The sequence below is a fragment of the Bradyrhizobium sp. 25ACV genome (assembly GCF_054863005.1).
The window spans coordinates 62,677-86,462 of sequence record NZ_JAVAYO010000007.1 but is presented as its reverse complement, the minus strand read 5'-3'; the positions used below and the strand labels follow the sequence as shown (position 1 = coordinate 86,462).

At 64.3% G+C, this 23,786-nt stretch carries 25 protein-coding genes and 2 pseudogenes; 14 read left to right on the top strand and 13 right to left on the bottom strand.

Annotation, left to right across the window (positions count from 1 at the left end; all coding sequences use genetic code 11):
• Positions 1-141: 141 nt before the first annotated feature.
• From RAD04_RS17825 to RAD04_RS17810, 4 genes are all read left to right on the top strand, one after another.
• Positions 142-369, top strand: coding sequence for a hypervirulence associated TUDOR domain-containing protein (locus RAD04_RS17825; RefSeq protein WP_461624802.1), 228 nt, complete (start codon positions 142-144; stop codon positions 367-369).
• A 32-nt stretch (positions 370-401) separates the two neighbouring features.
• Positions 402-938 carry a DUF488 domain-containing protein gene (locus RAD04_RS17820; protein WP_461624801.1) on the top strand — a complete coding sequence of 179 codons (537 nt, stop codon included), beginning with the start codon at positions 402-404 and terminating at the stop codon, positions 936-938.
• A 73-nt stretch (positions 939-1,011) separates the two neighbouring features.
• The gene (locus RAD04_RS17815) at positions 1,012-1,497 is read left to right on the top strand and encodes an L-2-amino-thiazoline-4-carboxylic acid hydrolase (RefSeq protein WP_461624800.1); all 486 of its coding nucleotides are present in this window, start codon (positions 1,012-1,014) and stop codon (positions 1,495-1,497) included.
• A 5-nt stretch (positions 1,498-1,502) separates the two neighbouring features.
• Positions 1,503-1,748 (top strand): hypothetical protein, encoded by a 246-nt coding sequence (locus RAD04_RS17810; RefSeq protein ID WP_091967294.1) that lies wholly within the window; start codon positions 1,503-1,505, stop codon positions 1,746-1,748.
• A 182-nt stretch (positions 1,749-1,930) separates the two neighbouring features.
• On the opposite strand, the gene RAD04_RS17805 is transcribed toward RAD04_RS17810, so the two are convergent.
• A complete protein-coding gene (locus RAD04_RS17805) occupies positions 1,931-2,416 on the bottom strand; it encodes an NUDIX hydrolase (RefSeq protein ID WP_461624799.1) in 486 nt (161 codons plus the stop codon).
• Here RAD04_RS17805 and RAD04_RS17800 point away from each other — a divergent pair.
• Both RAD04_RS17800 and RAD04_RS17795 read left to right on the top strand, forming a co-directional pair.
• Positions 2,409-2,639 (top strand): hypothetical protein, encoded by a 231-nt coding sequence (locus tag RAD04_RS17800; RefSeq protein WP_461624798.1) that lies wholly within the window; start codon positions 2,409-2,411, stop codon positions 2,637-2,639. The two genes, RAD04_RS17805 and RAD04_RS17800, sit on opposite strands and share 8 nt — an antisense overlap.
• 1 nt (position 2,640) lies before the next feature.
• Positions 2,641-3,063 (top strand): RidA family protein, encoded by a 423-nt coding sequence (locus tag RAD04_RS17795; protein ID WP_018316149.1) that lies wholly within the window; start codon positions 2,641-2,643, stop codon positions 3,061-3,063.
• 8 nt (positions 3,064-3,071) lie between these two features.
• On the opposite strand, the gene RAD04_RS17790 is transcribed toward RAD04_RS17795, so the two are convergent.
• Positions 3,072-4,163, bottom strand: coding sequence for an enolase C-terminal domain-like protein (locus RAD04_RS17790; RefSeq protein WP_461624797.1), 1,092 nt, complete (start codon positions 4,161-4,163; stop codon positions 3,072-3,074).
• A gap of 273 nt (positions 4,164-4,436) precedes the next feature.
• Here RAD04_RS17790 and RAD04_RS17785 point away from each other — a divergent pair, with 273 nt between their 5' ends.
• Entirely contained in the window at positions 4,437-4,970 is a 534-nt protein-coding gene (locus RAD04_RS17785) for a hypothetical protein (protein WP_461624796.1), read from the top strand.
• A 418-nt stretch (positions 4,971-5,388) separates the two neighbouring features.
• Here RAD04_RS17785 and RAD04_RS17780 read toward each other — a convergent pair whose 3' ends face one another.
• The 4 genes from RAD04_RS17780 to RAD04_RS17765 form a co-directional block, all read right to left on the bottom strand.
• Positions 5,389-6,612, bottom strand: coding sequence for an ABC transporter substrate-binding protein (locus RAD04_RS17780; RefSeq protein ID WP_461624795.1), 1,224 nt, complete (start codon positions 6,610-6,612; stop codon positions 5,389-5,391).
• Positions 6,613-6,764: 152 nt separating this feature from the next.
• A complete protein-coding gene (locus tag RAD04_RS17775; protein WP_461624794.1) occupies positions 6,765-7,694 on the bottom strand; it encodes an alpha/beta hydrolase in 930 nt (309 codons plus the stop codon).
• 121 nt (positions 7,695-7,815) lie between these two features.
• Entirely contained in the window at positions 7,816-8,211 is a 396-nt protein-coding gene (locus RAD04_RS17770; protein ID WP_461624793.1) for a DUF3606 domain-containing protein, read from the bottom strand.
• Positions 8,212-8,416: 205 nt separating this feature from the next.
• Entirely contained in the window at positions 8,417-8,986 is a 570-nt protein-coding gene (locus RAD04_RS17765) for an alpha-ketoglutarate-dependent dioxygenase AlkB (RefSeq protein ID WP_461624792.1), read from the bottom strand.
• A gap of 79 nt (positions 8,987-9,065) precedes the next feature.
• Here RAD04_RS17765 and RAD04_RS17760 point away from each other — a divergent pair, with 79 nt between their 5' ends.
• A complete protein-coding gene (locus RAD04_RS17760; RefSeq protein ID WP_461624791.1) occupies positions 9,066-9,206 on the top strand; it encodes a hypothetical protein in 141 nt (46 codons plus the stop codon).
• A gap of 83 nt (positions 9,207-9,289) precedes the next feature.
• Here the strand turns inward: RAD04_RS17760 and RAD04_RS17755 are convergent, their stop codons facing one another.
• The 3 genes and pseudogenes from RAD04_RS17755 to RAD04_RS17745 form a co-directional block, all read right to left on the bottom strand.
• Positions 9,290-10,876 (bottom strand): ATP-binding protein, encoded by a 1,587-nt coding sequence (locus RAD04_RS17755; RefSeq protein ID WP_461625022.1) that lies wholly within the window; start codon positions 10,874-10,876, stop codon positions 9,290-9,292.
• Positions 10,873-11,577 carry a response regulator gene (locus RAD04_RS17750; protein WP_461625021.1) on the bottom strand — a complete coding sequence of 235 codons (705 nt, stop codon included), beginning with the start codon at positions 11,575-11,577 and terminating at the stop codon, positions 10,873-10,875. The genes RAD04_RS17755 and RAD04_RS17750 overlap by 4 nt, the downstream gene beginning before the upstream one ends.
• A 271-nt stretch (positions 11,578-11,848) precedes the next feature.
• Positions 11,849-13,120, bottom strand: a pseudogene (locus tag RAD04_RS17745) (DUF4153 domain-containing protein); the annotation flags it as partial.
• A gap of 188 nt (positions 13,121-13,308) precedes the next feature.
• On the opposite strand from RAD04_RS17745, the gene RAD04_RS17740 reads away from it, so the two are divergent.
• The gene (locus RAD04_RS17740; RefSeq protein WP_461624790.1) at positions 13,309-14,652 is read left to right on the top strand and encodes a glycoside hydrolase family 3 N-terminal domain-containing protein; all 1,344 of its coding nucleotides are present in this window, start codon (positions 13,309-13,311) and stop codon (positions 14,650-14,652) included.
• Here the strand turns inward: RAD04_RS17740 and RAD04_RS17735 are convergent.
• The 3 genes from RAD04_RS17735 to RAD04_RS17725 all read right to left on the bottom strand — a co-directional run bounded on the left by RAD04_RS17735 (position 14,649) and on the right by RAD04_RS17725 (position 18,471).
• Positions 14,649-16,271, bottom strand: a complete 1,623-nt coding sequence (locus tag RAD04_RS17735; protein WP_461624789.1) for an ABC transporter substrate-binding protein — start codon at positions 16,269-16,271, stop codon at positions 14,649-14,651. The genes RAD04_RS17740 and RAD04_RS17735 overlap by 4 nt on opposite strands.
• A 149-nt stretch (positions 16,272-16,420) precedes the next feature.
• Positions 16,421-17,692 carry a DUF892 family protein gene (locus RAD04_RS17730; protein ID WP_461624788.1) on the bottom strand — a complete coding sequence of 424 codons (1,272 nt, stop codon included), beginning with the start codon at positions 17,690-17,692 and terminating at the stop codon, positions 16,421-16,423.
• Positions 17,693-17,862: 170 nt separating this feature from the next.
• The gene (locus RAD04_RS17725) at positions 17,863-18,471 is read right to left on the bottom strand and encodes a TetR/AcrR family transcriptional regulator (RefSeq protein ID WP_461624787.1); all 609 of its coding nucleotides are present in this window, start codon (positions 18,469-18,471) and stop codon (positions 17,863-17,865) included.
• 103 nt (positions 18,472-18,574) lie between these two features.
• On the opposite strand from RAD04_RS17725, the gene RAD04_RS17720 reads away from it, so the two are divergent.
• From RAD04_RS17720 to RAD04_RS17710, 3 genes and pseudogenes are all read left to right on the top strand, one after another.
• On the top strand, positions 18,575-19,270 hold the full coding sequence (locus tag RAD04_RS17720) for a PspA/IM30 family protein (protein ID WP_461624786.1): 696 nt from the start codon (positions 18,575-18,577) through the stop codon (positions 19,268-19,270).
• 40 nt (positions 19,271-19,310) lie between these two features.
• Positions 19,311-19,586, top strand: a complete 276-nt coding sequence (locus tag RAD04_RS17715) for a YiaA/YiaB family inner membrane protein (protein WP_091966026.1) — start codon at positions 19,311-19,313, stop codon at positions 19,584-19,586.
• Between the two features lie 181 nt (positions 19,587-19,767).
• Positions 19,768-19,973, top strand: a pseudogene (locus RAD04_RS17710) (hypothetical protein).
• Positions 19,974-19,980: 7 nt separating this feature from the next.
• Here the strand turns inward: RAD04_RS17710 and RAD04_RS17705 are convergent.
• Positions 19,981-20,826, bottom strand: coding sequence for an SDR family NAD(P)-dependent oxidoreductase (locus tag RAD04_RS17705; protein ID WP_461624785.1), 846 nt, complete (start codon positions 20,824-20,826; stop codon positions 19,981-19,983).
• A gap of 182 nt (positions 20,827-21,008) precedes the next feature.
• On the opposite strand from RAD04_RS17705, the gene RAD04_RS17700 reads away from it, so the two are divergent.
• Positions 21,009-22,505, top strand: coding sequence for an aldehyde dehydrogenase family protein (locus RAD04_RS17700; RefSeq protein WP_104464879.1), 1,497 nt, complete (start codon positions 21,009-21,011; stop codon positions 22,503-22,505).
• A 118-nt stretch (positions 22,506-22,623) separates the two neighbouring features.
• Positions 22,624-23,751 carry an alkene reductase gene (locus RAD04_RS17695; protein WP_461624784.1) on the top strand — a complete coding sequence of 376 codons (1,128 nt, stop codon included), beginning with the start codon at positions 22,624-22,626 and terminating at the stop codon, positions 23,749-23,751.
• Positions 23,752-23,786 lie beyond the last annotated feature (35 nt).

Here is a 23,786-nt window from a genome sequence, read left to right as displayed (position 1 = left end):
GGATCGCGCGATCCGCGGTCGCCGCTGCATCACGTCTTCGTTGCCCACGCCTTGGTGGATTGCCGCAGGGATTTAGCCTGCCCTCGCGCGGTCGGGGGCTGCCCCCTGGAACAGGCCGGTGCTGCCGCGCATTGATCCGCCATGTCCAAGACCCCCGGAAAAAAGTTTGCCGTCGGCGACCACGTCAGCTGGAATTCCGAGGCCGGCCGGGTGCGCGGCCATATCCTGCGCGTGCACACCGCCGACGTCGATTACAAGGGCTACGTCCATCACGCTACGCCCGACGATCCGCAGTACGAGATCAGGAGCGACAAGACCGATCACGTCGCCCTGCACAAGGGCCGCGCATTGCGGTCGTTGAAAAGCTGACGGCCCGCGAGCCGAGCGGTCGAGGTGTCACCATGGCTCATCCGTTCTTCACCATCGGCCACGCCACACGTTCGATCGAGGAATTCGTCGAATTGTTGCAGGACAGCGCGGTCACCTTCGTGGCTGACGTTCGGACCGTGCCCCGCTCCCGTACCAACCCGCAGTACAATCGCGAGACCCTGCCGCAATCGCTCGCGGCTGCTTCGATCGGCTACGAGCACATTGCCTCGCTCGGCGGCCTGCGCAGCCGCAAGCGCGAGGTGCCGCGCGAGACCAATGCCTTCTGGCAGAACGGCAGCTTTCACAATTACGCCGACCACGCGATGGGCGCGGCCTTTCACGAAGGGCTCGCACATCTGCGCGCCGTCGGGCAGATGGAGCGCTGCGCCATCATGTGCGCGGAGACATTGTGGTGGCGATGTCACCGTCGGATCATCACGGATTATCTGCTCGCCGCCGGCGAGACGGTGTTCCACATTCTCGGGCCGGGACAGGTCAAACCGGCCGAAATGAATCCGGCGGCGAGGGGCGTGGCTGACGGCCGCCTGGCCTACCCGGCCGAGAGTTAGCCAATCCTCGCCGCGGGGATTATGCTTGCGCCCCAGCCTGGCTACGATGTGGCCTTCCGACGCGAGCCCGCCCATGAGCATATCCGTCATCGAGCAAGCAAAAATCCAGGCCCAGGTGCTGGTGCCGCTGGTCAAGGCGCTCCAGGCCGAGCTCGGCGAGGCGCGCGCCAACACGCTGGTGCGCAAGGCGCTCGGCGATCTCTATCGCGGCTTCGGCGAGGAATTCTGGAAGGCCAAGAACCAGGGCGAGAGCGAAGCCGATCTCGGCAAGGCCGTATCGTCTGCCTTCAAGACCTACTCTCGCGACGACGCGCTCGCTTATGACGTCATCGAGCAGTCGCATGATGCCTTTGCCTTCGACGTCAAGCGCTGCGCCTATGCCGAATTCTACAAGGCGCTCGGCGAACCGGAGCTCGGCTTCCTCCTGATCTGCACGGCCGACTTTGCGACCGCGGAAGGCTTTGGTCCCGACATCAAGCTCACGCGGACGCAGACGATCATGCAAGGCGCGTCCCATTGCGACTTCCGCTACAGGCGCGACGGAGGCGCATCACAGTGAAGGGCCTGACGCGGGCGAGCTGTCTTGCCGCAGCGGCGCTGTCGCTGATCGCCTCGCGCGCCGATGCCGCAATCATCGACTGGCAGGCCGAACTTCAGCGCTGCCGTGAGCTGCGCGCGAGCGTGGCGCCGCTGCTTCAGGCCGGCGAGGGGATATCCGCCGTCGGCCGCTCCAACCGATCCGTCCGTCGCTGCATCTGGATCCAGCGCATGGCGGTACGGAAGAAAATCCCGGGCGCGGAAGCGTGGTAGCGCTCCGTCATGACGGCGTGGAGGGAGCGACGCCTGCAGCTCCATAACCGTCACCCCCGCGCAACGGCGAAGCCGTTGTCGCTGGAGGTGGCCGCTTCTTCAGCGGCCCTCGAAGGGCGACGGCTCGGCTCCATCCGGGCCGTTCATCCTTCGAGGCTGCCCTGCTTTGCAAGGCGCACATTTCAGGATGACGGGATGAAGGTCTTCGCCCCGTCCTTGCTCGCGAGCAGCACATCCTTCAACCCGGCCGGATAGAGGCTCGGTCCGCCGTCCACGTCGAGGTCGGCAAGGTCGAACCAGCGCGCGACGATCGGCTCTCCATTGTCCTCGAGGAAGTCGATGCGGTCCTGCCCGGCGAAGGCGCCGTCAGGAAACCCCACCTCGCAGACGAACATCACCTCGTGCCCGGTTGCGCCCTCGTGCACGAAAATGTTCTCCAGCACCAACGGCTCGCTTGTGATGGTGACGTCGATGCCGAGCTCCTCGTTGAACTCGCGCATCAGGGCAGTGCGCCAGCTTTCGCCGAATTCGAGCTCGCCGCCGAGCGGCCGAACGCCCTTGATCCACCCGGCATCGTCGCGAATTTCGGCCGCCAGCAGCCGCCCGTCCCGCCAATTGAGGCCGATCGCGACAACGCGGATGTGGGGATGAGGGCGCCAAATGGCCATGGCGGATCGTTATCCCGCGCGCCGCCGTGGTGCAATGCGTGGCGGTCAGGTCTTGTCAGGCCAGGTCTTGTCACCAGGCCTGATCAGCTTCGCAGGCTTGATCCATCATTCGCCGCCTGCCATTGTCCGTTCATTCACCACGGCAACGAGCTGGTGCGGTCGAGCTATCGCGTACGGCGAAATGCATCGCCTCGCCGGATGTGAAGAGAAGGCAGGCTATTGAGATGAGCAGCGTGAATAAGCCCGGCGGCAACTACTTGCCGGTGATCATCCATGGTGGGCTCGCCTATGTCAGTGGCCAGCTGCCGCGTCGCGGCGAAGACCTGCTTTATGTGGGCAAGGTCGGAGCAGGCGTCGATATCGCGGCCGCACAAGAAGCTGCTGCGCTTTGCGCTGATCTCTGCATTTCCGCCATCAATCACGCCACAGGCGGAGAGGACCGGATCGTCCAGGTCCTGCAGCTCGTTGGATACGTCGCTTCAGCGCCTGGATTCACCCAGCAGTCGCAAGTCATGAACGGTGCCTCCGACCGACTGATCGAACGCCTTGGCGAGCGCGGTCGTCATACGCGTACGTCGGTCGGCGTCGCCGAGTTGCCGCGAGGGGCGCCGGTCGAGCTGAACATGATCGCCGCTGTTAGGTCGTAGCGGCGGCCCTATGTGACGAGATATTTGGCGACCGCCGCCTCGTCCCACGCAATCCCGTTGCCGGGCTCCCCGCTCGGCAGCGCAAAGCCGTCCTTGATCTTCAGCCGCGTCGAAAGCACCGCGTCGGCCCAGTCGACATATTCCAGCCAATGCGCGGTCGGCGTCACGCAGAGCAGATGCGCGCTGACTTCCGAGAACAGGTGGGTCGACATTTCGATGCCGGCGGCATGCGCGAGTGCGGCCGCGCGCAGCCATCCGGTCACGCCACCGATGCGCTGCACGTCGGGCATCACGTAGTCGCAGGCCTCAGCCGAGAGCGCTGTCTGCATCGAAAAGGCGCTGTCAAAATTCTCGCCGATCTGGACGGGCGTATGCAGTGCGTCGGCAATGCGGGCACAGCCGGCATAATCGTCGTGGCGGATCGGCTCTTCGATCCAGCTCAGCCCCTCGTCGTCGAGCATCTCGCCGCGTTGGATGGCCTCGGTCACCGTCAGTGCCTGGTTGTAGTCGCACATCAGCGTCACCTCGTCGCCGACGGCCTTTCTCACCGCGCGGACGACGGCGAGATCCTCCCGCGCATCGGGCCGGCCGACGCGGATCTTGGCGGCCTGAAACCCCTCGGCCAGCAGCTTGTGCGCCTCCTCGACCGCGGCGCGCGCCGGCATGATGCCGAGCCCCTTCGAATTGTAGGCCTTGACCGGCTTCGGCGCGCCGCCGAGCAGCCGTGCCAGCGGCAGGCCTCTGCTGCGGGCAAGCGCGTCCCAGGCCGCCATGTCGATGCCGGATTGCGCCAGCCGCTGCAGGCCGGCGAGCCCCAGCAGGGTGAAGCGCTGGGTCAGCTTGCGCTCGATCTCGAACGGCAGCAGCTCGTCGCCGGCAAGCAGGTCCGACATTTCCGTGACCATCGCCGTCAGCGGCTTCAATGCCGACGGCGTGATCGAGAACAGATAGGCGTGCCCGACCGCGCCCTGGTCGGTCTCGCAGTCGATCAGCACCAGCGGGGCCTTGGCGACAGCGCCGGTCGAGGTCTGCAGCGGCAGGTTCATCGGCACGATCACGGGCCGCGCGACAAAGCGCTTGATGCGGATGGTCTCGGTCATGGGATCTCCCGGCGGAGTGGATGCAGGTTCATGCCGATCTTAAACATCTGTGACGAAACGAAAAGCCGCCTGCCGCGACTATCATGATCGCCTTCGGCTGCGCCGCATCTCAATGGAAACATGCATGATCACGCGTCTAATCGACGCATTATCCAAACGCCGTTTGTGCGATTTCTGCTTGGGAGCAGTGGTATGATTGGCACGTGGAAACTCGTTGATGGAGGTACTTGCTCCGACCAAAATTTTGACCTGCAACCCATCTGGGAGGAAACCATGAGGTGTCATCTCAATTCATCGTGGATGTGCGGTTGTGTTGTGCTTGCTTTGGCGGTCCCGTCGGCCGCTGTCCCGGCCTTGGCCGAAGAAGCGGGCCAATGGTTCGGTCGAGCCGTTCTGGTCACCCTGTCCAGTAAGAGCGTGAAGCTGGAAGACAGGGCTGACCATACGGTCTCGGTCACCGAATTCGACGGCGCCGTGTTCAATGCTGATGGCAAGCCATTCCTCGACAAAGCTCGATATCAGGTTGTCGATCTGACGGATGCTGGCAGTTCCAGCGGCGGCCACAAGACCTTCACAGAAGCAGACGGATCCAAGGTCTTTGCCAAGTACGTCCTGAAAGACGCGAAGCCGAAAGAGTTCCGCGGCACCTTCGAGTTCACGGGCGGCACGGGAAAATATGCAGGGATCACGGGCCGCGGTGAGTACCACGTCGTGCTGGTCAGCGACACGGCCTTGTGGGATGAGCTCCGCGGCGAGTACAAAATTCCGGCGACCGTCGGAAGTTCGCGACCTGATCCGACCAAATGAACTTTTGGCACCAACTACATGAGACTATCTCTAGACCGGCCCCGCTGCGGCTGAAGCCGAGCGGGGCCTTTGCATATCGAGCGGGAAGTCTTCCTGCCGGTAGCGCATGAGGAACCGTCCACGTCGCTTTGCGTTTCTGTTGGTTGTGGAGGCCCCTCATGAGTAAAGAGTGGAATAGCCACCGCACCTCAGTCGTCCTTTTCGCTCTTGCGGTAATCGTCGCAATACTCGCGGCGTTCGTCACGACGCTCGATGGGGTCGACACAAGGACGGCGAGCAATGCGGCTCCGCCCGGTACGATGGGCCTCGCAAAGCCACATCCGCCACTGGACCGAGCACCAGGCCAGCCGGTACTCGGTAACACTGTGTCGCCGCATAGCGCGCCTGCCCGGTGACGGGAGCCGGCGTGAGGACGGGGTTACCGCGCCGCGCCTTCGGTGAAGGCGGTCTCGATCACCTCACCGAACGGTTGCCACGATCGCCCGTCGAACTGGACCAGCCGCATCTGCTTGATCGGCAGATAACTGGTCGGCGAGGTGTTCATCCTGATGTTGGGCAGCGCGACCGAGGGCTGATAACCCTTCAGCGAAGCCGCCTGATGCATGATGTTCTCGCGTGAGAGGTCGTCGCCGCATTGCTTCAATACCTGCGTCAGCGCCTCGGCCGCGGCGTAGCCATAGAGCGCGGCACTGCTGTTGGTGCTTTCGACGTGATGATATTTGTCCATGAAGGCGAACCAGTCCTTCATGGCAGGGTCGTCTTTCCATGCGGGATCACTCGGGTCCTTCAAAAAAGCCGCCGAGATCACGCCAGACGAATTCTCCAAGCCCGCGGGCGCCATCGCATTGGCGATCGAGGCGGAGGTATCGTTGACGATGAAGACCGGGCGCCAGTTGAGCGAAGCTGCGAGCCTGATCACCTTGGATGCCGTCGACGGCACGCCGAGAAAGACGAAGATATCGGCACCCGCGCGCTTGAGGATCGAGACGTGCCCGTCGAGATGCTCGTCGCCGATGTCAAAGGCGATGTCGACGAGGACATGGCGGTTCAGGTCGCCGAGGCCTTCCTGGATCCCCTTGTAGAGCATGCGTCCGAACTGGTCGTTCTGCCAGAGCACGACGATCTTCTTCCTGGGATAATAGGCCTGAATGTAGTTGGCGTAGATGCGCCCCTCCGACCGGATCGACGGCTGCCAGCCCATGGTCCAGGGGAAAGCCCTGGCCTGGCTCAGCTCCTCGTCGCCGGAGGCGACGAAAAGCTGCGGCACCTTCTTCTCGTTCAGGTACCAGCGCGTGGCGAGATTGCCGGGCGTGCCGAACGATCCGAACATCAAATGCACGTCGTCCTTCTCGACCAGATTGCGCGTCAGCTCCAGCGCGGTCGTGGGATCGGAATTGTCGTCGCGCGTGATGAAGCGGATCTTGCGGCCGTTGATGCCGCCGCGCGCGTTGACCATGTCGAAATAGGCGGCCTCCGCCTGACCGATCGCGCCAAATTCAGAGAGCGCTCCCGAATACGGCATGACATTGCCGATGCGGATTTCCTTGTCGCTTGTGGGTTGGTCCGCGCGTTGCTCGGACATCGCGCCAAGCGACGCGAGTGCGGCGATCAAAACGAACAGCAGTCTGCCGGTGACGCGCATGCTCGACACCTTGTCGTTGGCCCCCAACGAGGTTCGGCTCAGTCCGCACCAAGGCGAGTTGATCTAGATCAGGCGTTTGGCAATCGTGTGACTTGGCAGCCCGCTTCAATACAGCGCAGGTCCGCACGAAATGGCAGGCGTGCTGACACGCGTTACGGCAGCCCCCGCGCCTCGAGCTGATGCACCAGCAGCAGGGTTGGCTCGGCGAGGCTGTCGCCGGAGCCATCCAATCCGAAGGCGGAGGCGATGCCGTCGCGGCTGCGCAGCAGCGCGCTGCGTGGACAATGGCCGGCGCCGCAGAGCGTCTTCTTCAAGGTCTCTCCCTGCGTCACGAGGCCAGGCGAATCGTCCGCGGCCCAAGCCAGCACGATCGGCACATCGACATTGAGGATGCCGGGGAATACCGAGCGCGCGTTGTACTGGCTGGCGTCTCCGCCGAGATAGGCCTTCTCGCTGTCGCTGGCGTCCTTGCCGGCGCGGTAGATGCCGGACACCAGCACGACGGCCGCGACATCGGCACGGTCGGCCTGGAGTTCGGGATGCGCCAGCAGGGTTGCGACGTGGAACGCGCCGGCGCCGTAGCCGACCGCGACGATCTCGCGGGCATCGCCGTTGAACAGGTCGATATTGCCGTGGACCCAGGACAGCGCGGCAGCCACGTCGGTCGCTCCCATCGGCCAGGTCGCTGCGGGCGCCAGGCGATAATTGACGCGCACCCCGATCATGTCGTTGCGGGCGGCAAAGCACATGGCCTGGTCCTGGATCTGGCGCGATAGCTCGGGCGCGGCGCGGTCGCCGGTGAAACTGTCGCCGGTCACGAACAGCAGCACCGGCCGCGGCGTATCCGCCTTGGTCGTGCTGGCGGCGACGTCGAGCACGTTGGCCTCGTTTTCGCCGTAGCGCAGGCCCCGCGAGAAGGTGACCTGCTCGCACAGCCGCGCGGTGCCGCCGGCGGTGGTGTCGGAATCGGTCAGGCCTGTCGGGATAAGGTCGGAGGGCGCCGCCAGCCGCGCCGGCAACGGGCCATGCGCAGAGGCTGTCGTAATGGTCAGAAGCAGGAAAAAAGCGAGATAATTCTTCATTTGGTGCCGGCCTTTGCGCCCCCCATATTGGTTCGCCGGTTTGGCCTGTCTTTTCAATTCGCCTTATTCGTCCGCCTTGAGGCGATTTCACGGCACCTTTGGTTCGGCGACAGCAAAGCGATCACCCGGAAAGCCCCACCGCCGTCGCATGCGAGATTCTCGGCTGGCGCCTGCCGCCAGCGGCCTTCGGGCGCACTGGCGACGACGTGGCCCATGTGAGGATAGGTTGCGGGCCCCGCGTCCATGGCTTCCGAGGTCTCAGGCGGCGCTCTTGCGCTTGGCCTGCCTTCTTCGTCGTCTTCTTTGTCGTCTTCCTGGCCGATTTCTTCTTTGCCGTCTTCCGGGCGGCGAGATAGGCCTCGACCTTCTTGGCGGAACTGCCGACCTTCTTGACGGCGTATTTCAGCTTGGCCGGGGTCACCTTGAACTTCTTCGACCAGTAGGCGACTTCATATTTTTCCGTGAGCGCAATCAGCGCCCGATCGGCCCCGCCGCGCTTTGCCTTGTTGTCGGCCATGCTTCCCTCCTGCCGCGGAATGCGTGCTGCCAATCTAGCATGCAACCGGATTCGGAAGGCAAGACGCAAGCCGTGCGGTGATTGCGCAAGGCGGCGGTTTTGCACCGATGTGTCAGACCCTTGTGCGGCGCCGCCGCGGCTCGGGCGGAACGGGCGTTCTACTTTGCATGGGGTTGTTTTCGCATTTTTTGTCTGGCCGGCCGCGTTAGGCCCGCTTCATCGTCCGGAACGTGATGGAGTAACGCCGCGCCTCGACCGGCGGGATACTGTGCTCCCATTGCGAGCGCGCCTCGCCCTCCATCATGTACAGCGAGCGCGGCTGGGCCTCGAGCGTGTGGCGCTGCCATTTGTCGCCGCTGCGGCGGCGGAAGCGGAATTTGCATGCCGAGCCGAGCGACAGGCCGAGGATCTTGTCGAAGTGCGGCTTGTCGCGGTGCCAGCCGATGCCGACGCCGGCCTCATACTCGGTGCAGAGCACCTGCCGGACGCTGGCCTCCGGCAGCCCCGCCCAGGCTTCGGCCTGACGCGCGATGGGCAACAGCCAGTCCGGGATCGGCTCCGCCTCGGTGAGCCGCTGCAGCGTGTAGTCATAGCGATAGCCGAACGACGCCACCCGGCGGTTGCCCTCGAACGCCCCGAACTGGAAGCGCTCGAGCGGCAATGCTGCGATGCGGCCGATCAAGGATTGCTCGACGGCGGCTTCGATAAAATTGTCCGTGTAGCGAAGTCCAGTCGGGCCTTCGTCAGGGACGCCGAACAACCCAAGCTGCGTCATTCCTCGCATTTCCGTGATGGAACCTAATGGCGGCTGATGCGACTTACATATGACGCGGGAAGAAACGTGCGAGGCTGTCATGGCACACAAGCATACCGCCGATCCTGCAGAGATCATGCGGGCGACCGGTCATCCTGAGCTGGAATATGCCGCCGGCTGGACCATCGCTGGTCTCGTCACCATCGGCACCATCGTCGCGGTGTGGGTATTCGCGATCTAGGGCATGATCCGGAAAAGTGTGAAGCGGTTTTCCGAACAGATCATGCCCAAATAAAAGCTGAGGGGCGATGACCTCATCGCGCCTCAGGCGACAGGGAATTGCAGCTCGAAGGCCGCGCCCTCGTCGGTCGGCTTGAGCCTGATCGAGCCGCCATGGCTCGCCATCACCGCGCGCGCGATCGCAAGCCCCATCCCGGTGCCGCCCTGGTCGCGGCGGGTGGTGAAGAAGGCATCAAAAATCCTGTCGCGGTTCGGTGCCGAGATCGGCTCGCCGTCATTGCTCACCGTCAGACGCAAGGTCGTGCGCTCGTCCACAGCCTCCAGCCTGATCGTCCCGGCCTTGTGCCGCATCGCGTTGTCGGCGAGATGCGACAGCACGATCAGCGCCTTCTCTGCGGACATGCCGATCGGGCGGTCGAGGCTGCCGCTGGCCGAGATATCGCTTGCCGGAAACCGGCTTCTGAGGTCGGCGATCACAGGCGCCAGCTCCGTGCGCTCGTTCTGGGGCAGGCTCTCGGCGCGCGCCAGATCGCGCAGCCGCTGCGCCATCGCCTCCAGCCGCTGGGTATCCGACAGGATGTTGGCGATGAACATCTTCTGCTCGGCCGGCGTCAGTCCGTCAGACCTGCCTTGATAGGAATCCTGCAGCAGCTCGGCCGCGCCCTTGATCGAAGTCAGCGGCGATTTCAGCTCGTGGGTGAGATGGGCCGAGAACGTCGCGATATAGTCGGAACGGCGCGCCAGCTGCTCGGCCATGCCGAGGAAGCTGTGTGAGAGCTGGGCGAACTCACGCGTACCGTAATGCCGGAGCGGCTGAAAGGCCTCGCGGTCGCCGCGGCCAATCCGTGCGGCGCGGTCGATCAGCTCGCGCATCGGCAGGGTGATGGTGCGCGAGAATACGAGGCCGATCGCGATCGTGCCGAGGATGACGGCGAGCCCCGCCAGCACGAACTTGCCCCGCTCCTGATAGAGATGGTCGAAGATGTTGCTCGGCGTTCGCGTGGTGTAGATCACGCCCGCGACGCGGTTGTTGACGATGACGGGCATCGCCGAGAACACGTGTACGCCGAGGCCGCGGCTGAAAGAATAGATCGGCGGCGGCGGCTTGTCCGGCACGCGGTTGCGCAAGGTGGCGCGGTATTGCCCGTGCAGCGCGTCCGCGACCTCCTCGATATGGGCGAGCGATTGGCCGACCTCTTGCCGCCCGGCGATGACGACGCCTTGCGGATCGAGGATGCGGAAGCCCGCCAGTGTTACCTTCTGGGTCTCGCGGATGATCGGCGTCAGCCTTGCGCCGATCTCGACATAGGCCGCCTGCGCCGGATGAGACGCGGCTTGCGCATCCGGCCGCCGCCGCAGCAGATCGTTGGCGGTGAGGTCGAGCGCGGGGCGGATCGGGGTGACCTGGTCGCCAGGATCGGGCAGCACGTTCGGCGGCACCTCGGCGCCGAGCGTCAGGCCGCTGTCGAGCCTGGCCGTGACCTCCTGCGCATAGATCGTCGCCAGCACGCGGCTTTGCGCGATCAGCTCGGCCTGGGTCTGGCGGATCAGCTGGTTGTCGTAGAGGCGGAAGAAGAACAGGCCGACCAGCGGCAGCACGCCAACGGTGGTCAGCACCGTGAAGATCACGAGGGCGAGCGACGGCCGCCATTTGTCGGGCGCCACGCTCATGCCGCTTTCTCGCAGCGGCCGAGCTTGAAGCCGACGCCGTGGATGGTCTCGATCGCGTTGTCGCAGGCCAGCACTGCGAGCTTGGCGCGGATGTTGCGGATGTGGCTGTCGATGGTGCGGTCGGAGACCTGGATGTTGAGCTGATAGGCCGCCCGCATCAGCTGCTCCCGGTTGAACACCGAGGTCGGCCGGGTCAGGAACGCGCGCAGGATGCCGAACTCGATCGCGGTCAGCTTCAGCGGCGTGCCGGCAAAGGTCGCGACATGCTGCTCGGGGTCGATCAGCAGGCCGCCTTGCGACAGCGCGGCGGGACCCGCCTTGATCTCGCCATTGCGCGGACTGAGGCGGCGCAGGATCACGTTGACCCGCGCCACCAGCTCGCGCGGGCTGAACGGCTTCGTCACGTAGTCGTCGCCGCCGATCTCGAGACCGAGGATGCGGTCGATCTCCTCGTCGCGCGCCGACAGGAACAGGATCGGCACGTCCGACGTCTTGCGGATCTCGCGGCAGACGTCGAGGCCGTCGAATTCGGGCATGCCGATGTCGAGCACGATCAGATCGGGCCTGTCGGCGGCAAAGCGGCTGAGCGCCTCCTTGCCGTCGCGGGCCTCGATCACGTCCATGCCGGCCTTCTTCAGCGCAACACGGATGACCTCGCGGATATGGCCCTCGTCGTCGACGATGAGAATGCGATGCGCCAAAAAGTTCTCCGCTCACCCTGCCGGCTGGGCCGGCCGATTTGTCGCCTGTGTGTGCCTCCAGCCTGTGTTGCAGTCGCCAGCTCCGAAAGCCCCAGGCCCGCCATGTCAGATCCTGTCGCAGCTGTTCTACAAGGTGGTCGCGCCGTGACACAAGGTGGTAGCCCCGCGCAGAAAGATCTCTCTCGTTAGAGTTGGTCAAAAGTTCAATCGTCTTGTCGATCGCCGGCAGTGCCTGCGGTCCGAGTGTCAGGAGATAGTTGATGTCGATTTGCACGCCGTTGCCAGATGCCTCCCGGCTGTGGGTGACATTGTAGTCGGCAATGAAGGCGTCGAAGTTCACGAGCGAGCAACCATAGAGCACGATCGCGAGCGCGATCAGATTGACGCCGACCAGCCATTGGTTGGACCTGTCGAGCACGATTCGGGCGACGATCAGGATTAGTCCCAGCGCCACCAGCCCCATCCAGATGAAGGCCGCGATCCGCCAATAGGTCAGCATATAGATGTCGACATAGAGATCGAGCCGAAGGATGGAGGAGGCGACGAGAAGCACGTTCTGTCCGACCCAGACGTACACCAGCGGCCGGATGATCTTCGATTTCTCCGCCGGCCCGCCCGGGCGCATCGCCACCAGCACGAAGGCCGCGGCGAGCAGGGCGGTTACGATCAGCGGATAGGCGCCGCGATGCGCATAGCCCGCATAGGTCAGATTGTCCGGCAGCGCCATATGGCCCCAGAGATAGATGCCGTCGAGAATGGACTGCGCCGCGAACAGCAGGTTGAACAGGATCAGCGAGCGCAGGATGGTGGAGGGACCAAGAAACTCTGCCGAGACCAGAGGCGGGAGCGGCGGCGGCACGGGTCCGCCCGCGACGGCGGTGGTGACGATCGTCTTGCGCCGCCAGCGCACATGGATGAACGGCCAGACCAGCGCCAGCATCAAGGCCCAGAACAGTACGCGCGGGATGCTGATATATTGGAGGATGAGCCTCGGATTGAGCAGAAGCACCCATTGCTCGATCACCGGATTCGCCGCGGCGAACAGCGCGACGAAGACCGTGCTGAGGGCTGCAGGGAGCAGCCACCGCGCGATGCCGCGGGTCAGCGCCGACGCGTTGAACAGCTGGGGCGCATCGAGGAAGAACCTGAAGGGACCGAGCAGGACGAAGTTGCGCAGCGCGCGGACGCGGTCGGCGAGCCCGGTCGCCTCCGGATTGGTCGCAAGCAGCAGGGCGATAAGCAGCGCCGCGACGAGAATCAGCAACGAGAGCGCGTTGAGCTCCTCGACGGCCGGAGCGATGCCGGCAATGAGAATGGCTGTGCTGCTCAGGGCGCGCCGCAGGTTCAGGGCCGCGTGATTGAAGAGCACCGACACGCAAGCGGTGGCGACGGCAAAGAGGGCGAGCGACAGGCCGATCCGGTGGCCATAGAACAGCCAGTCCGCCAGTGCGGCCAGCGCCAGCGCGAGGCCGAGCTTGGCCGGAATGGTGGAGTGCCTGAGCGGCTGGAGGTCCGCTGCTATCGTCGAAGCCAGGCTCGTCATGTCCGGAAGACCTTTCGTGATGGGTGGCATCACGAAGTCTGAACGGTGCTTGTGCAGAAGCCGGGATCATCGTCTGCACGGTTTCAGGAGTCTTTTGCAGATTTCGTGCAGGCGCGCGTTTGCCTCTCGCGGAGCGCAAATCACTTTGATAGGTGCGAAGCATCGCCACTCCCAGCGCGTGATGCATCATGCAATTCCTCCGCCGTATCGGTCTCATTCTGCTCTGGCTTGCCGCGCCTGTCGTCGCATTCGCGGCCGCGAACAAGAACGATCCCTATCTGGTTCCGTTGCGCGGCGCAGGAAACATCGCGCTTGTCGTCGCAAGCATCGCGATCGTCATCCTCCTGCTGCGCAGAGGGCGGTGGCGCACCATCGCGGGCAAGCTGCTGGTCACGCTCTGGTGCCTGCCGCCGGTCGTGATGTCCGCGGCGCATCTGAAGTTCGAGCTGTGCAAGCACGACGTTCTCGGCGCAAGTGCCGCCGAGGCGCGACAGCTCGGGCCTCATTTCATGGTCGGCTATTCCTCGTTTCCCGAGGTCGCGCGGCTTGCCGAGCAGGGATTGATCGGCGGTGTCTATGTGACCCGGCACAACATCCGGGGCCGGAGCGTCGAGGCCCTGCGGACCGAGATCTCGGCGCTTCAGGACAAGCGGCGCGGGGCGGGCCTGCCGCCGCTGGTCGTGGCCGCGGACCAGGAAGGCGGCATCGTCGGGCATCTTGCCCCGCCCCTGACCAAGGTGCCGGCGCTGGCGACGCTCACCGGACTGGCTCCCGACGACCAGCAAGCCAAAGCCGAAGAATTCGGCCGCATTCACGGACACGAGCTCGGTGCGCTTGGCGTCAACCTCAATCTCGCGCCGGTGCTCGACCTTAAGCCGCCGGCGAGGCGCAACCGTCTAGATTTTCACACGCTGATCGGCCAGCGCGCAATTGCAACCGATCCTGCCGTCGTCAGCACGATCGCAAGTGCCTATGTCCACGGGCTGGAAGAATCCGGCGTCGGTGCCACGCTCAAGCATTTTCCGGGCATCGGCCGCGTGCGCACCGACACGCATCATTTCAGTGCCAATCTCGATACGCCGGTCGGGGAATTGGAAGCCACCGACTGGCTTCCGTTCCGCGAGGTGCTGTCGCATTCGCGCAGCGCGCTGATGGTCGGCCATGTCACGCTGACCGCGGTCGATCCCGACCGCGCCGCCTCGCATTCCAAGCGCGTCGTCGATGGCATTATCCGGGACAAATGGGGCTACCAGGGCATGGTGATGACCGACGACCTCGTGATGGGGGCGATCTACCAGAACGACGTCTGCAAGGCCGTGGTCGAGGCGATCAATGCTGGCGTCGACCTGCTGCTGGTCGCTTATGACGGCGCGCAGTTCTACCGCGTGTTCGCCTGCGCTCTGGACGGCCTGCGGCAGGGCCGGCTCGACGCGGCGATACTGCGCGCAAGCGCCACACGGCTGGAAAGAGGATTTCCGATCGAGCAGGCACGCGCAGGCTCGGGCGGGATCAGCCTCGCCCGTCAGGACTAGCCTTTCACGTACTGACGGTAGTCCGGCTCGCGGTGAAACCAGAACTCGTAGCCGGTGATGCCCTTCTGCATGGCGACGTCGTGGATCGGCTGGTTGAGCGGAACGATCGGCAGGTCGCGGATGCAGAGCGCGATGAAGTCCTTCACGCACCGGTCGTACTCGGCTGCGTCCGCGGTGAAGCGGGCCTTGTCGATCAGCGCGTCCATCTCCTTGTTCTGATAGGAGGAGATGTTGAAGATCGAGTTGTTGCCGTGGAAATTCCAGTAGAAGTAATATTCGGGATAATCGAGCCAGCCGCTGAAGCGGTTGAGCGCGAGCGACAGCTCCTTCTTGTTCAGCGTCGTGCGCCAGTTCGCGCCGGGGATCTTCTCGATTCCCGCCTTGATCCCGATCTCGGCGAGATTCTCCTGGATCAGGATCGCGGTCGGCTCGCCGACGGTCGCGGTGCCTGTGTCGAGCGATAAGGTCGTCTCCAGGCCGGAGTCGAAGCCAGCTTCCTTCATCAACGCCTTGGCCTTGTCGAGATCGGTGACATAGGGAAACGGCTGCGGCCAGACCGGCTTTGATACGTCGGCGGCGCCGCCATACATGGGAACGGCACGGCCGAAGAACGCGCTGCTCTGGATCTGCTCATACGGCATCGCCCAGGCGATGGCCTGCCGCAGCTTGACGTTGTCGAACGGCGGCTTTGCGGTGTTCAGAGCAACGTACCAGAGCGCATTCGGGATGGGCACGCCCGACACCTTGACCTTGCCTTCCCTGATGAGCTGGTCGAAATCCCGCGGCGCAAAGCCGCTCGACAAGTCCGCATCGCCTCGCTCCAGCATGGCGCGGCGGGTCCCGCCGGAGGGAACGTCGCGTGCGATCACACGCCTGATCTTCGGCAACGGTCCGCTCTTCCAGTCGTCGAAGCGCGCCAGCACGGTCTCGCTGCCGGGCTTCCAGCTCTCGATCCTGTAGGCGCCGCCGCCGGCCTCGTTGTTCTTCAGCCACGCCAGCGCCCACGGGTCTTCGGCCGTCGCATTCTTCTTCGCCAGCTCGGAATTGATGATGAACGGCACCACGACGGCGACGTTGAACAGCAGCATCTTGTCCTTGCGGACGTAGTCGATGCGGAAGGTGTGATCGTCGACGACCACGAACTGCTCGGGCTTTTCCAGCGATCCGGCGGACATCTGGAAGGTCGGAAAGCCGCCGACCTTCACCGCGCGGTCGAACGACCATTTGACGTCCTTGGCCGTCACCGGCGTCCCGTCGTGGAATTTTGCCTCCTTGCGAAGCTTGAAGGTGCAGGACATGCCGTCGGCCGCGACCTCCCAGCTCTCGGCGAGTTCGGGCGCGAGCTTCTCGCGATCATACGAGAGCGTTCCGTCCGGCAGCGTCTTGGAGGCGTAGGAGAGCAGGCGGTCGTAGCAATTCCACGATAGCCCGTTCACGGTCTGGTTGGAGCCGACGCCCTGCATGTCCAGCGAGTTCGGACCCAGCTCCTGCACCACCAGCAGCGTCTCGCTCCGGCCCTGCGCCCAGGCGAAGGAAGGGGTGACGGCACTGATGCCGGCGGCACCCACGCCGCCGAGCACCACGCTGCGGCGACTCATATGGAAGGGTGAACTGCTCATGGGGGCCTCCTGTCCGGCAATTGTCCGGCATCGAGAGGCAAGGTGTGTGCCACCGGCACGAATGATCGTACCGTGTCCGTAGCCGGCCGCCCCGCGCGATGGCGCGAGACGGTTTCATTCGGTGCCTCTGTGCGCGCGCCCGGCGCTTCCTATTCGGCCTGCTCCAGCGCGGCAGGCATCTTCGCCACCGACATCAGCGATCGCGCGACCTGATTGAGCAGGAGATCGGCGTTTTCCTCTTCGGCGAGGGATTTGGAGAGCAGGGCGACCACTGCGCTATGCCGGAGCTGCTGCGCCAGGTTGCGCGCCGTGGTGTAGCCGGACATCTCGTAATGTTCGACGCGTTGAGCCGCAGAAATCAGCGCGAGGTCGGCGGCCGCGTCCTCCTTTTCTTCGCCTTCCTTCATGACCTCCTGGCCTTCCTCGATCAGGCCCATCATGCCCTTGCAGGGCTTGGCGCGCGCGTTCTCGCCGAGCAGCTCGAAGCATTCGTTGATGCGCTCGATCTGATTCTCGGTCTCGGCCAGATGCTGCTCGAACAATTCCCGCAGCTGGTCGAAGCGCGCGGCCTGCGCCATCTTGGGAAGCGCCTTGGTCAACTGCTTCTCGGCATGGAGAATGTCGCGCAGTTCATGGAGCAGGAGATCGGTCAGGCCGGCTTCGTCGACGGGCGGTGAGCTCTCCGTGACGATCGGCATGCTGGCGCCGAGATCGGCGGACTGCAGCGCAGGCGATTCCGTGAACACCCAGTCCTCACCCTCGTTCCAGGGACCGCGGGTGTCGATTTCGCCGTGGTCACCGCTGCCGGTGGAGTCGTTGAAGTACTGGTTCACGAGGCCGGGCGTCGGCGCGATCCTGCCGACGCTGAAGGCCGGCTTCGACAAGCTTTCGAGCGCTCGCGCGAACGCCTTCATATGAGTGATCTCCCGCGTCATCAGGAACTGGAGCGCGTCCTTGCTGCCGGCGTCGTCGCAGAAATTGATCAGCCGTTCATAGACGATCTTCGCGCGCGCCTCGGCGGCGATGTTGCTGCGGAGATCGACGTCGAGCTCACCGGTGATCTTGAGATAGTCGGCGGTCCAGGGATTGCCTTGCGAATTGAACAGGTTGACGCCGCCGCCGCCGGCGATCGCGATCAGCGGATCGGCTTCCGCCGCCTGGCGGTCATTCTTCGAAGGCGCAAGATGCATCCGCGCGAGACAACCGACGACTTCGAGATGGCTCAGCTCTTCGGTGCCGATATCCATCAAGAGATCCTTGCGGTCGGGGTCCTCGCAATTCAGACCTTGAATTGAATATTGCATCGCGGCCGCGAGTTCCCCGTTGGCGCCGCCGAACTGCTCGAGCAGCATATTGCCGAAGCGAGGATCGGGTTCGTCGACACGCACGGTGAACATCAGTTTTTTGACGTGGTGATACATGGGAAGGCTCGCGCTCTGAGGGAAACTATGCGCGTCAACCGACCCTCGGAATGTTCGTTCCTAGCTCTCGTCGAGATTCAGATCCGGTGCTGCGCGAAGGAGTGAAGCGGAGCGGGTCTACGCGTTGGTTGGTGTCGACGAGATCTCTACGGTCCCACCGCTTCGCGCCTCTACGCCGCTCGCGCGATCAGTCCGTCAATCATCGCGCGCACGAGGCCTGCGATTTCCTTGCGCAGCGCCGGCAGCGGCACGGCGACCAGCTTCTGCTCCAACCCCAGCGCCACCATGCCATGCACCGCCGAGAACAGGCTGCGTGCTGTGATGACGAGCTCCTCCGGGCCGCGCTTTGGAAACAGCGCGGCCAGCGGTTGGTAGATGTGGCGGAACAGCCGCAGCTGGTCGTCGACGGACCAGTCGGGGACGACCTTCTCGGCCTCCATGCGGTGCTCGAACAGCGCGCGCCAGAGCTGGAGATTTTCCGCCGCGAAATCGCAATAGGCGATGGCGATGCGGACCAGGGTCTCCTGCGGCGAGGGAGCGCCCGCACTTTCCGCCGCGCTCAGCGCCTCGTCGAGCCGGAGCAGCGTGCGCGACCCCACACGCAGGATCAGCTCGTCCATATCGGCCACGAGATTATAGACCGCACCATTGGCGCAGCCGATCTCGCGGGCGAGATCGCGGGTCTTCAGGCCCGGCAATCCGCGGTCGGCGATCATACGCTCCGCCGCCAGGACGAGCGCGGATCGAAGTTTCTCTCGACGTTCCAAGGCTTTAGACATGCGTCGGTCAAATTTTTGAGCGTTGCTCAAATTTCTCTTGAACAATGTTCAAGGTTGTTGCTACAAAGTATCTGTGAGCAACGCTCATAACAGGGAGCAACAGATGTTCAAGACCGTCGTGACACTTTTCCGCGGCAGCGTGGCCGCCGCGGGCGAAGAGCTGGAGGACCGCACGGCCCTCCTCATTCTCGACCAGCAGATGCGCGATGCGGCAGCCGCCGTCGAGCGCAGCAAGCGGACGCTGGCGCTGGCGATCGCGCAGGATCAGCAGGAAGGCCGCAAGCTCGAGGCGACCGTCGCCCGCATTGCCGATCTCGAGACGCGCGCGGTTGCGGCGCTCGACGGCGGCCGCGAGGATCTCGCCAGGGACGCCGCCGAAGCCATCGCAGGCTTGGAGGCCGACCGCGATGCGGCAATGACGGCCCGCGCCTTGTTCGCGACCGAGATCGCCCGGCTGAAGCGGCACGTCGCAACCGCGCAGGCCCGCATCACCGAGCTCGATCGCGGCCGCCGCGTCGCCCGAGCCTCGGAGGCGGTGCGCTCGCTTCGCCGCAGCGGCATCGAGGCGGCACGCCCTTACGAATCCACGCTGCCGGAGGCGGAGAGCACCCTGCGGCGCCTGCGCGAGCGGCAGATGGAAACCCAGGCCGCCGATGATGCGCTGGTCGAGCTCGATGCGGCCACCGGTCCGCTCGCCACCGCCGAGAGACTCGCCGAGCAGGGTTTTGGCCCCCGGTTGAAGACGACTGCGGACGACGTGCTGGTCCGGTTGAAGTCCAAGCGCGCGCCGACTGCCTGATCCCCAACCCCATCATCATTCGAACCAACAGGAGACCATCATGAACCAGAACGGCCAACCCCATAGCAGCGCCTGGGTGACCTTCACTTACGCGTCCTTCGCAGCCTCCGCGTTCCTCATCGCCATCGGCATCTTCTTCCTGCCGATCGACTTCTGGATGAAGGGCTATCTCACCATGGGCATCGTCATGCTGATCCAGACCTGCATCACCCTGACCAAGACCGTGCGCGACAATCACGAGAGCAGCCGGCTGGTGAACCGCATCGAGGATGCCAAGGCCGAGCGTTTGCTGATGGAGGTTTCCAAGGCGGCTTGAAAAATGTGCCTTGCGCCAATCGGACGACGAGCAAGAGAGCCGCGGAGCGTCGCTCCGCGGCTCTCACGTCCGCGACCACCCGGAATGACGTTTTGATCGGGCCTTCCGATCCGCATCCCGCATTGTACTTCGAACGCAGGTGCGTTATGGCTCTCGCGCTTTCCAGAGGCGGAGACGAGCTTTGTCGAAACAATCGCTGCGTGAGGGGCCGAGCGCCTGATCCGCGAATCGATGGAAAAGAAGACCATCGTCGTCAAGCAGGGCGCGACCCGCATCGAGGCCGTCTGCGGCAAGTGCGGCGCGCCGAACCGGGTCCAGGCGGAGAAAGGCCAGACCCGGGTCAAGTTCGCCTGCAAGAATTGCGGGCACCAGCAAGAGACGCTGTGATCCGCGCCTAGCTGCCTTCCACGAACCTCGCGAACGCATCCGCGTAATCCGGGTGCCAGCGCGACAGCGGCGGCCGGTTCTCGACGATGTCGCCGGCGGCCCATTGCATGCGCTTCTCGTCGAGCGCGCGCGGCACGTCGTTGTCCGGGCACAGGATGTAGAAATCGCCCACCTCAAGCCGCGCCAGCATGAACTCGACCGTCTGCTCCGGCGTCCAGGCGCCGGCCGGCTTTTCGGTGCGGCCCTTCGCTGTGAGGCCCGTGAAGACGAAGCCGGGGATCAGCATATGTGCCGTGACGCGACAATCTCTCGTGTTCCGCAGCTCGTGCTGGAGGGCTTCGGTAAATGCCTTCACGCCGGCCTTGGAGACATTGTAGGCGGGATCGCCCGGTGGCGTGGTGATGCCCTGCTTCGAGCCCGTGTTGATGATGAGGCCGGTCTTGCCGCGTGCGATCATGCTGGGCGCGAAGATGCGCGAGCCGTTGATGATGCCCCACATGTTGACGGCGATGACGCGCTGCCAATTGTCGGGTTCGCCGAACAGCGTGCTGCCCGGCTGGATGCCGGCATTGTTCATGAGCAGGTCCGTTCCGCCGAACTGCGCAGCCACGGCGCGTTCCAGTTCCCTCACGCTTTCCGCGCTGCTGACATCGACGACTGAGGTCATCACGTTTGTGGCAGACGTGACGGATGACAGTCTTGCTGCGGCGTCCGCCAGCCGTTCCCGGTCCACGTCGGCGATACACACCTTCATGCCGGCACGCGCGAAGGCCGCAGCGGCGGCAAATCCGATTCCGGATGCGCCGCCTGTGATCACGGCGACATTGTCTTTGACGATGGCGGGATGGGACATGGATCATCTCCGGGGAGGACTCTTCGTCGCGCTATAACATGGCGACAATCCGACCCTGCACAAGTTGGCATGGGAGGTCTTCGTTCGGCGCTGCCTTTACGCCTATCCGACACGGCTGTATCCTTCATCCCAACGATCCCGCCCAGATCGAACCAATCAATCACCTGACAGGGAGTGCAGCCATGGCTGTGTCGCAGGCTATTCCGATCACGCGCCATCCGTTCGCGAATGGGTCCTACAAGCAGATGCTGATCGACGGGAAGTGGGTCGACGCGGCCTCAGGCAAGCGCTTCGAGACTCATAACCCTGCCACCGGCGAATTGCTCGCAACCGTCGCCGAGGGCGACAAGGAAGACATCGATCGCGCGGTTGCCGCTGCCCGCCGCGCCTTCGAGGGGCCCTGGAGCAAGGTGAAACCGTTTGAGCGGCAGAATCTGCTGCTCAAGCTCGCCGATCTCGTCGAGAAGAATTTCGACGAATTGTCGCAGCTTGATACACTCGACATGGGTGCGCCTCTCAGCCGCACCCGCGCCTATCGCCTGCGCGCCGTCGGCATGCTGCGCTATTACGCCGGCCAGACCACGGCGATCCATGGCGAGACCATCGAGAACTCGCTGCCCGGCGAGATCTTCTCCTACACGCTGAAGGAGCCGATCGGCGTCGTCGGCGCCATCATTCCCTGGAACGGGCCGCTCACCGCGACGATCTGGAAGATCGGTCCCGCGATCGCGACCGGCTGCACCGTGGTGCTCAAGCCCGCCGAAGAGGCGCCGCTGACCTCGCTGCGCATCGCCGAGCTGGCGATGGAGGCGGGCATTCCCCCCGGCGTCGTCAACGTCGTGCCCGGCTACGGTGAGACCGCGGGCGCCGCGCTCGCCTCGCATCATGACGTCGACAAGGTCGCCTTCACCGGCTCGCACGTCACGGGTCAGTCGATCATCCGCGCCTCCGCCGGCAACCTCAAGCGTGTTTCGCTCGAGCTCGGCGGCAAGTCGCCGGACATCGTGTTCGCCGACGCCGATCTCGACGCCGCAGTGCCGGGCGCGGCGATGGCGGTGTTCGCCAATTCGGGGCAGATCTGCAGCGCCGGCACGCGCCTGTTCGTCGAGCAGTCGATCTACGAGGAGTTCGTCGGCCGCGTCGCCGAGTTCGGCAAGAAGCTGCAGGTCGGCAACGGTCTCGATCCCAATGTGCAGATCGGCCCGCTGGTGTCCGAGCAGCAGCTCGAGCGCGTCACCGGCTATCTCGACATCGGCCAGAAGGAAGGCGCGAAGGCGCTCGCCGGCGGCGGCCGCGTCACCGAAGGCGCGCTGTCGAAGGGCTTCTTCGTCTCGCCGACCGTGTTCGCGGGCGTGCAGGACAACATGCGCATCGCGCAGGAGGAGATTTTTGGCCCCGTCATCTCCGCGATCGCGTTCAAGGACATGGACGAGCTGGTGAAGCGCGCCAACAACACCACCTTCGGCCTGGGCTCGGGCCTGTGGACGCGCGACGTCAGCAAGGCGCATGCGGTTGCAAAGTCGCTGCGCGCCGGCTCGGTGTGGGTGAACTGCTACCAGGCGATGGACCCGGCCGTGCCCTTCGGCGGCTACAAGATGAGCGGCTATGGCCGCGAGTCCGGCAAGCAGCATGTCGAGGAATATCTCAACGTGAAGTCCGTCTGGATCAAGACGGCCTAGCACTTGTTCTCTCCCGCCTTCCGCGGGAGGGAATATCTGCTTTTGTGGGGCGGCGCCTTTTCCGGGTGCCGCCCCTCGCTATATGATCCGCATCCTTCCAAAGAAACTCGGGGTCAGCATGAAATTTGAGGCGTTGTTTAGACCGTTGCAGGTCGGTCCGTACAAGCTTGCGCATCGCGTCGCGATGGCACCGCTGACGCGCATGCGGGCCGAGCGCGAGAGCTTTTCTCCGAGGCCGCTCAACGCCGAATATTACGGCCAGCGTGCGACGCAAGGCGGCCTGCTCATCGCCGAGGCCTCGCCTGTGCTCTCGCACGGCCGCGGCAATCCTGCGACGCCCGGCATCTATTCCGAGGCGCAGATCGCCGGCTGGCGCAAGGTGACGGATGCCGTGCACGCCAAGGGCGGCGTCATCTTCCTCCAGCTCTGGCATGTCGGCCGCGTCTCGCATTCCTCCTTCCATGGCGGCGAGCTGCCGGTCTCGGCCTCGGCGATCCCGATCAAGGCGGAAGGCATGAGGGCGATGACGGCCGACGGCAAGATCTCGGACTATGAGACGCCGCGCGCGCTGGAGACCGACGAGGTCAAGGGTATCGTCGAGGCCTTCAGGCAAGGCGCTAAGAATGCGCTCGCGGCCGGTTTCGACGGTGTCGAGATCCACGGTGCCAACGGCTATCTGCTCGAGCAATTCCTGCAATCACGCAGCAACCAGCGCACCGATCAATATGGCGGATCGATCGAGAACCGCGCCCGGCTGCTGCTCGAGGTGACGCAGGCCGCGATCGACGTTTGGGGCGCGAACCGCGTCGCCGTGCGGCTGTCGCCGCACGGCATTGCCAATGATTCCGGCGAGCCCGATCCGATGCCGCTCTATACCCATGTCGTGAAGGCGCTCGACAAGCTCGGTCTCGCCTATCTGCACTTCATCGAGCCGCGCTCCAGCGGCTCGGGTCGCGCCGAGGTCAACTGGCAGAATGTGCCGTCCGCGATGCTGCTGTTCCGCCCACTCTACAGCGGCGTGCTGATGACCGCCGGCGGCTTTACCGGCGAGACCGCGAATGCGGCGATCGCCGACGGCCATGCCGACATCATCGCCTTCGGCCGCATCTTCATCTCCAATCCCGATCTGCCGCGCCGCCTGCAGCACGACTATCCGATCACGCCGTACAACCGTGCGACGTTCTACGGCGGTGAGGAGAAGGGGTATACGGATTATCCTGTTTATGACGAGCTGACGCCGGCGTAGGTTCTCTTGTCATTCCGGGGCGATGCGCAGCATCG

Excerpts from the sequence above, each read along its gene's own strand:
- RAD04_RS17825 (WP_461624802.1), top strand. The coding sequence starts at position 142 with ATGTCCAAGACCCCCGGAAAAAAGTTTGCCGTCGGCGACCACGTCAGC.
- RAD04_RS17820 (WP_461624801.1), top strand. The coding sequence starts at position 402 with ATGGCTCATCCGTTCTTCACCATCGGCCACGCCACACGTTCGATCGAG.
- RAD04_RS17815 (WP_461624800.1), top strand. The coding sequence starts at position 1,012 with ATGAGCATATCCGTCATCGAGCAAGCAAAAATCCAGGCCCAGGTGCTG.
- RAD04_RS17800 (WP_461624798.1), top strand. The coding sequence starts at position 2,409 with ATGGCCATGGCGGATCGTTATCCCGCGCGCCGCCGTGGTGCAATGCGT.
- RAD04_RS17805 (WP_461624799.1), bottom strand. The coding sequence starts at position 2,416 with ATGGCCATTTGGCGCCCTCATCCCCACATCCGCGTTGTCGCGATCGGC.
- RAD04_RS17795 (WP_018316149.1), top strand. The coding sequence starts at position 2,641 with ATGAGCAGCGTGAATAAGCCCGGCGGCAACTACTTGCCGGTGATCATC.
- RAD04_RS17790 (WP_461624797.1), bottom strand. The coding sequence starts at position 4,163 with ATGACCGAGACCATCCGCATCAAGCGCTTTGTCGCGCGGCCCGTGATC.
- RAD04_RS17785 (WP_461624796.1), top strand. The coding sequence starts at position 4,437 with ATGAGGTGTCATCTCAATTCATCGTGGATGTGCGGTTGTGTTGTGCTT.
- RAD04_RS17780 (WP_461624795.1), bottom strand. The coding sequence starts at position 6,612 with ATGCGCGTCACCGGCAGACTGCTGTTCGTTTTGATCGCCGCACTCGCG.
- RAD04_RS17775 (WP_461624794.1), bottom strand. The coding sequence starts at position 7,694 with ATGAAGAATTATCTCGCTTTTTTCCTGCTTCTGACCATTACGACAGCC.
- RAD04_RS17770 (WP_461624793.1), bottom strand. The coding sequence starts at position 8,211 with ATGGCCGACAACAAGGCAAAGCGCGGCGGGGCCGATCGGGCGCTGATT.
- RAD04_RS17765 (WP_461624792.1), bottom strand. The coding sequence starts at position 8,986 with ATGACGCAGCTTGGGTTGTTCGGCGTCCCTGACGAAGGCCCGACTGGA.
- RAD04_RS17760 (WP_461624791.1), top strand. The coding sequence starts at position 9,066 with ATGGCACACAAGCATACCGCCGATCCTGCAGAGATCATGCGGGCGACC.
- RAD04_RS17755 (WP_461625022.1), bottom strand. The coding sequence starts at position 10,876 with ATGAGCGTGGCGCCCGACAAATGGCGGCCGTCGCTCGCCCTCGTGATC.
- RAD04_RS17740 (WP_461624790.1), top strand. The coding sequence starts at position 13,309 with ATGCAATTCCTCCGCCGTATCGGTCTCATTCTGCTCTGGCTTGCCGCG.
- RAD04_RS17735 (WP_461624789.1), bottom strand. The coding sequence starts at position 16,271 with ATGAGCAGTTCACCCTTCCATATGAGTCGCCGCAGCGTGGTGCTCGGC.
- RAD04_RS17730 (WP_461624788.1), bottom strand. The coding sequence starts at position 17,692 with ATGTATCACCACGTCAAAAAACTGATGTTCACCGTGCGTGTCGACGAA.
- RAD04_RS17725 (WP_461624787.1), bottom strand. The coding sequence starts at position 18,471 with ATGTCTAAAGCCTTGGAACGTCGAGAGAAACTTCGATCCGCGCTCGTC.
- RAD04_RS17720 (WP_461624786.1), top strand. The coding sequence starts at position 18,575 with ATGTTCAAGACCGTCGTGACACTTTTCCGCGGCAGCGTGGCCGCCGCG.
- RAD04_RS17715 (WP_091966026.1), top strand. The coding sequence starts at position 19,311 with ATGAACCAGAACGGCCAACCCCATAGCAGCGCCTGGGTGACCTTCACT.
- RAD04_RS17705 (WP_461624785.1), bottom strand. The coding sequence starts at position 20,826 with ATGTCCCATCCCGCCATCGTCAAAGACAATGTCGCCGTGATCACAGGC.
- RAD04_RS17700 (WP_104464879.1), top strand. The coding sequence starts at position 21,009 with ATGGCTGTGTCGCAGGCTATTCCGATCACGCGCCATCCGTTCGCGAAT.
- RAD04_RS17695 (WP_461624784.1), top strand. The coding sequence starts at position 22,624 with ATGAAATTTGAGGCGTTGTTTAGACCGTTGCAGGTCGGTCCGTACAAG.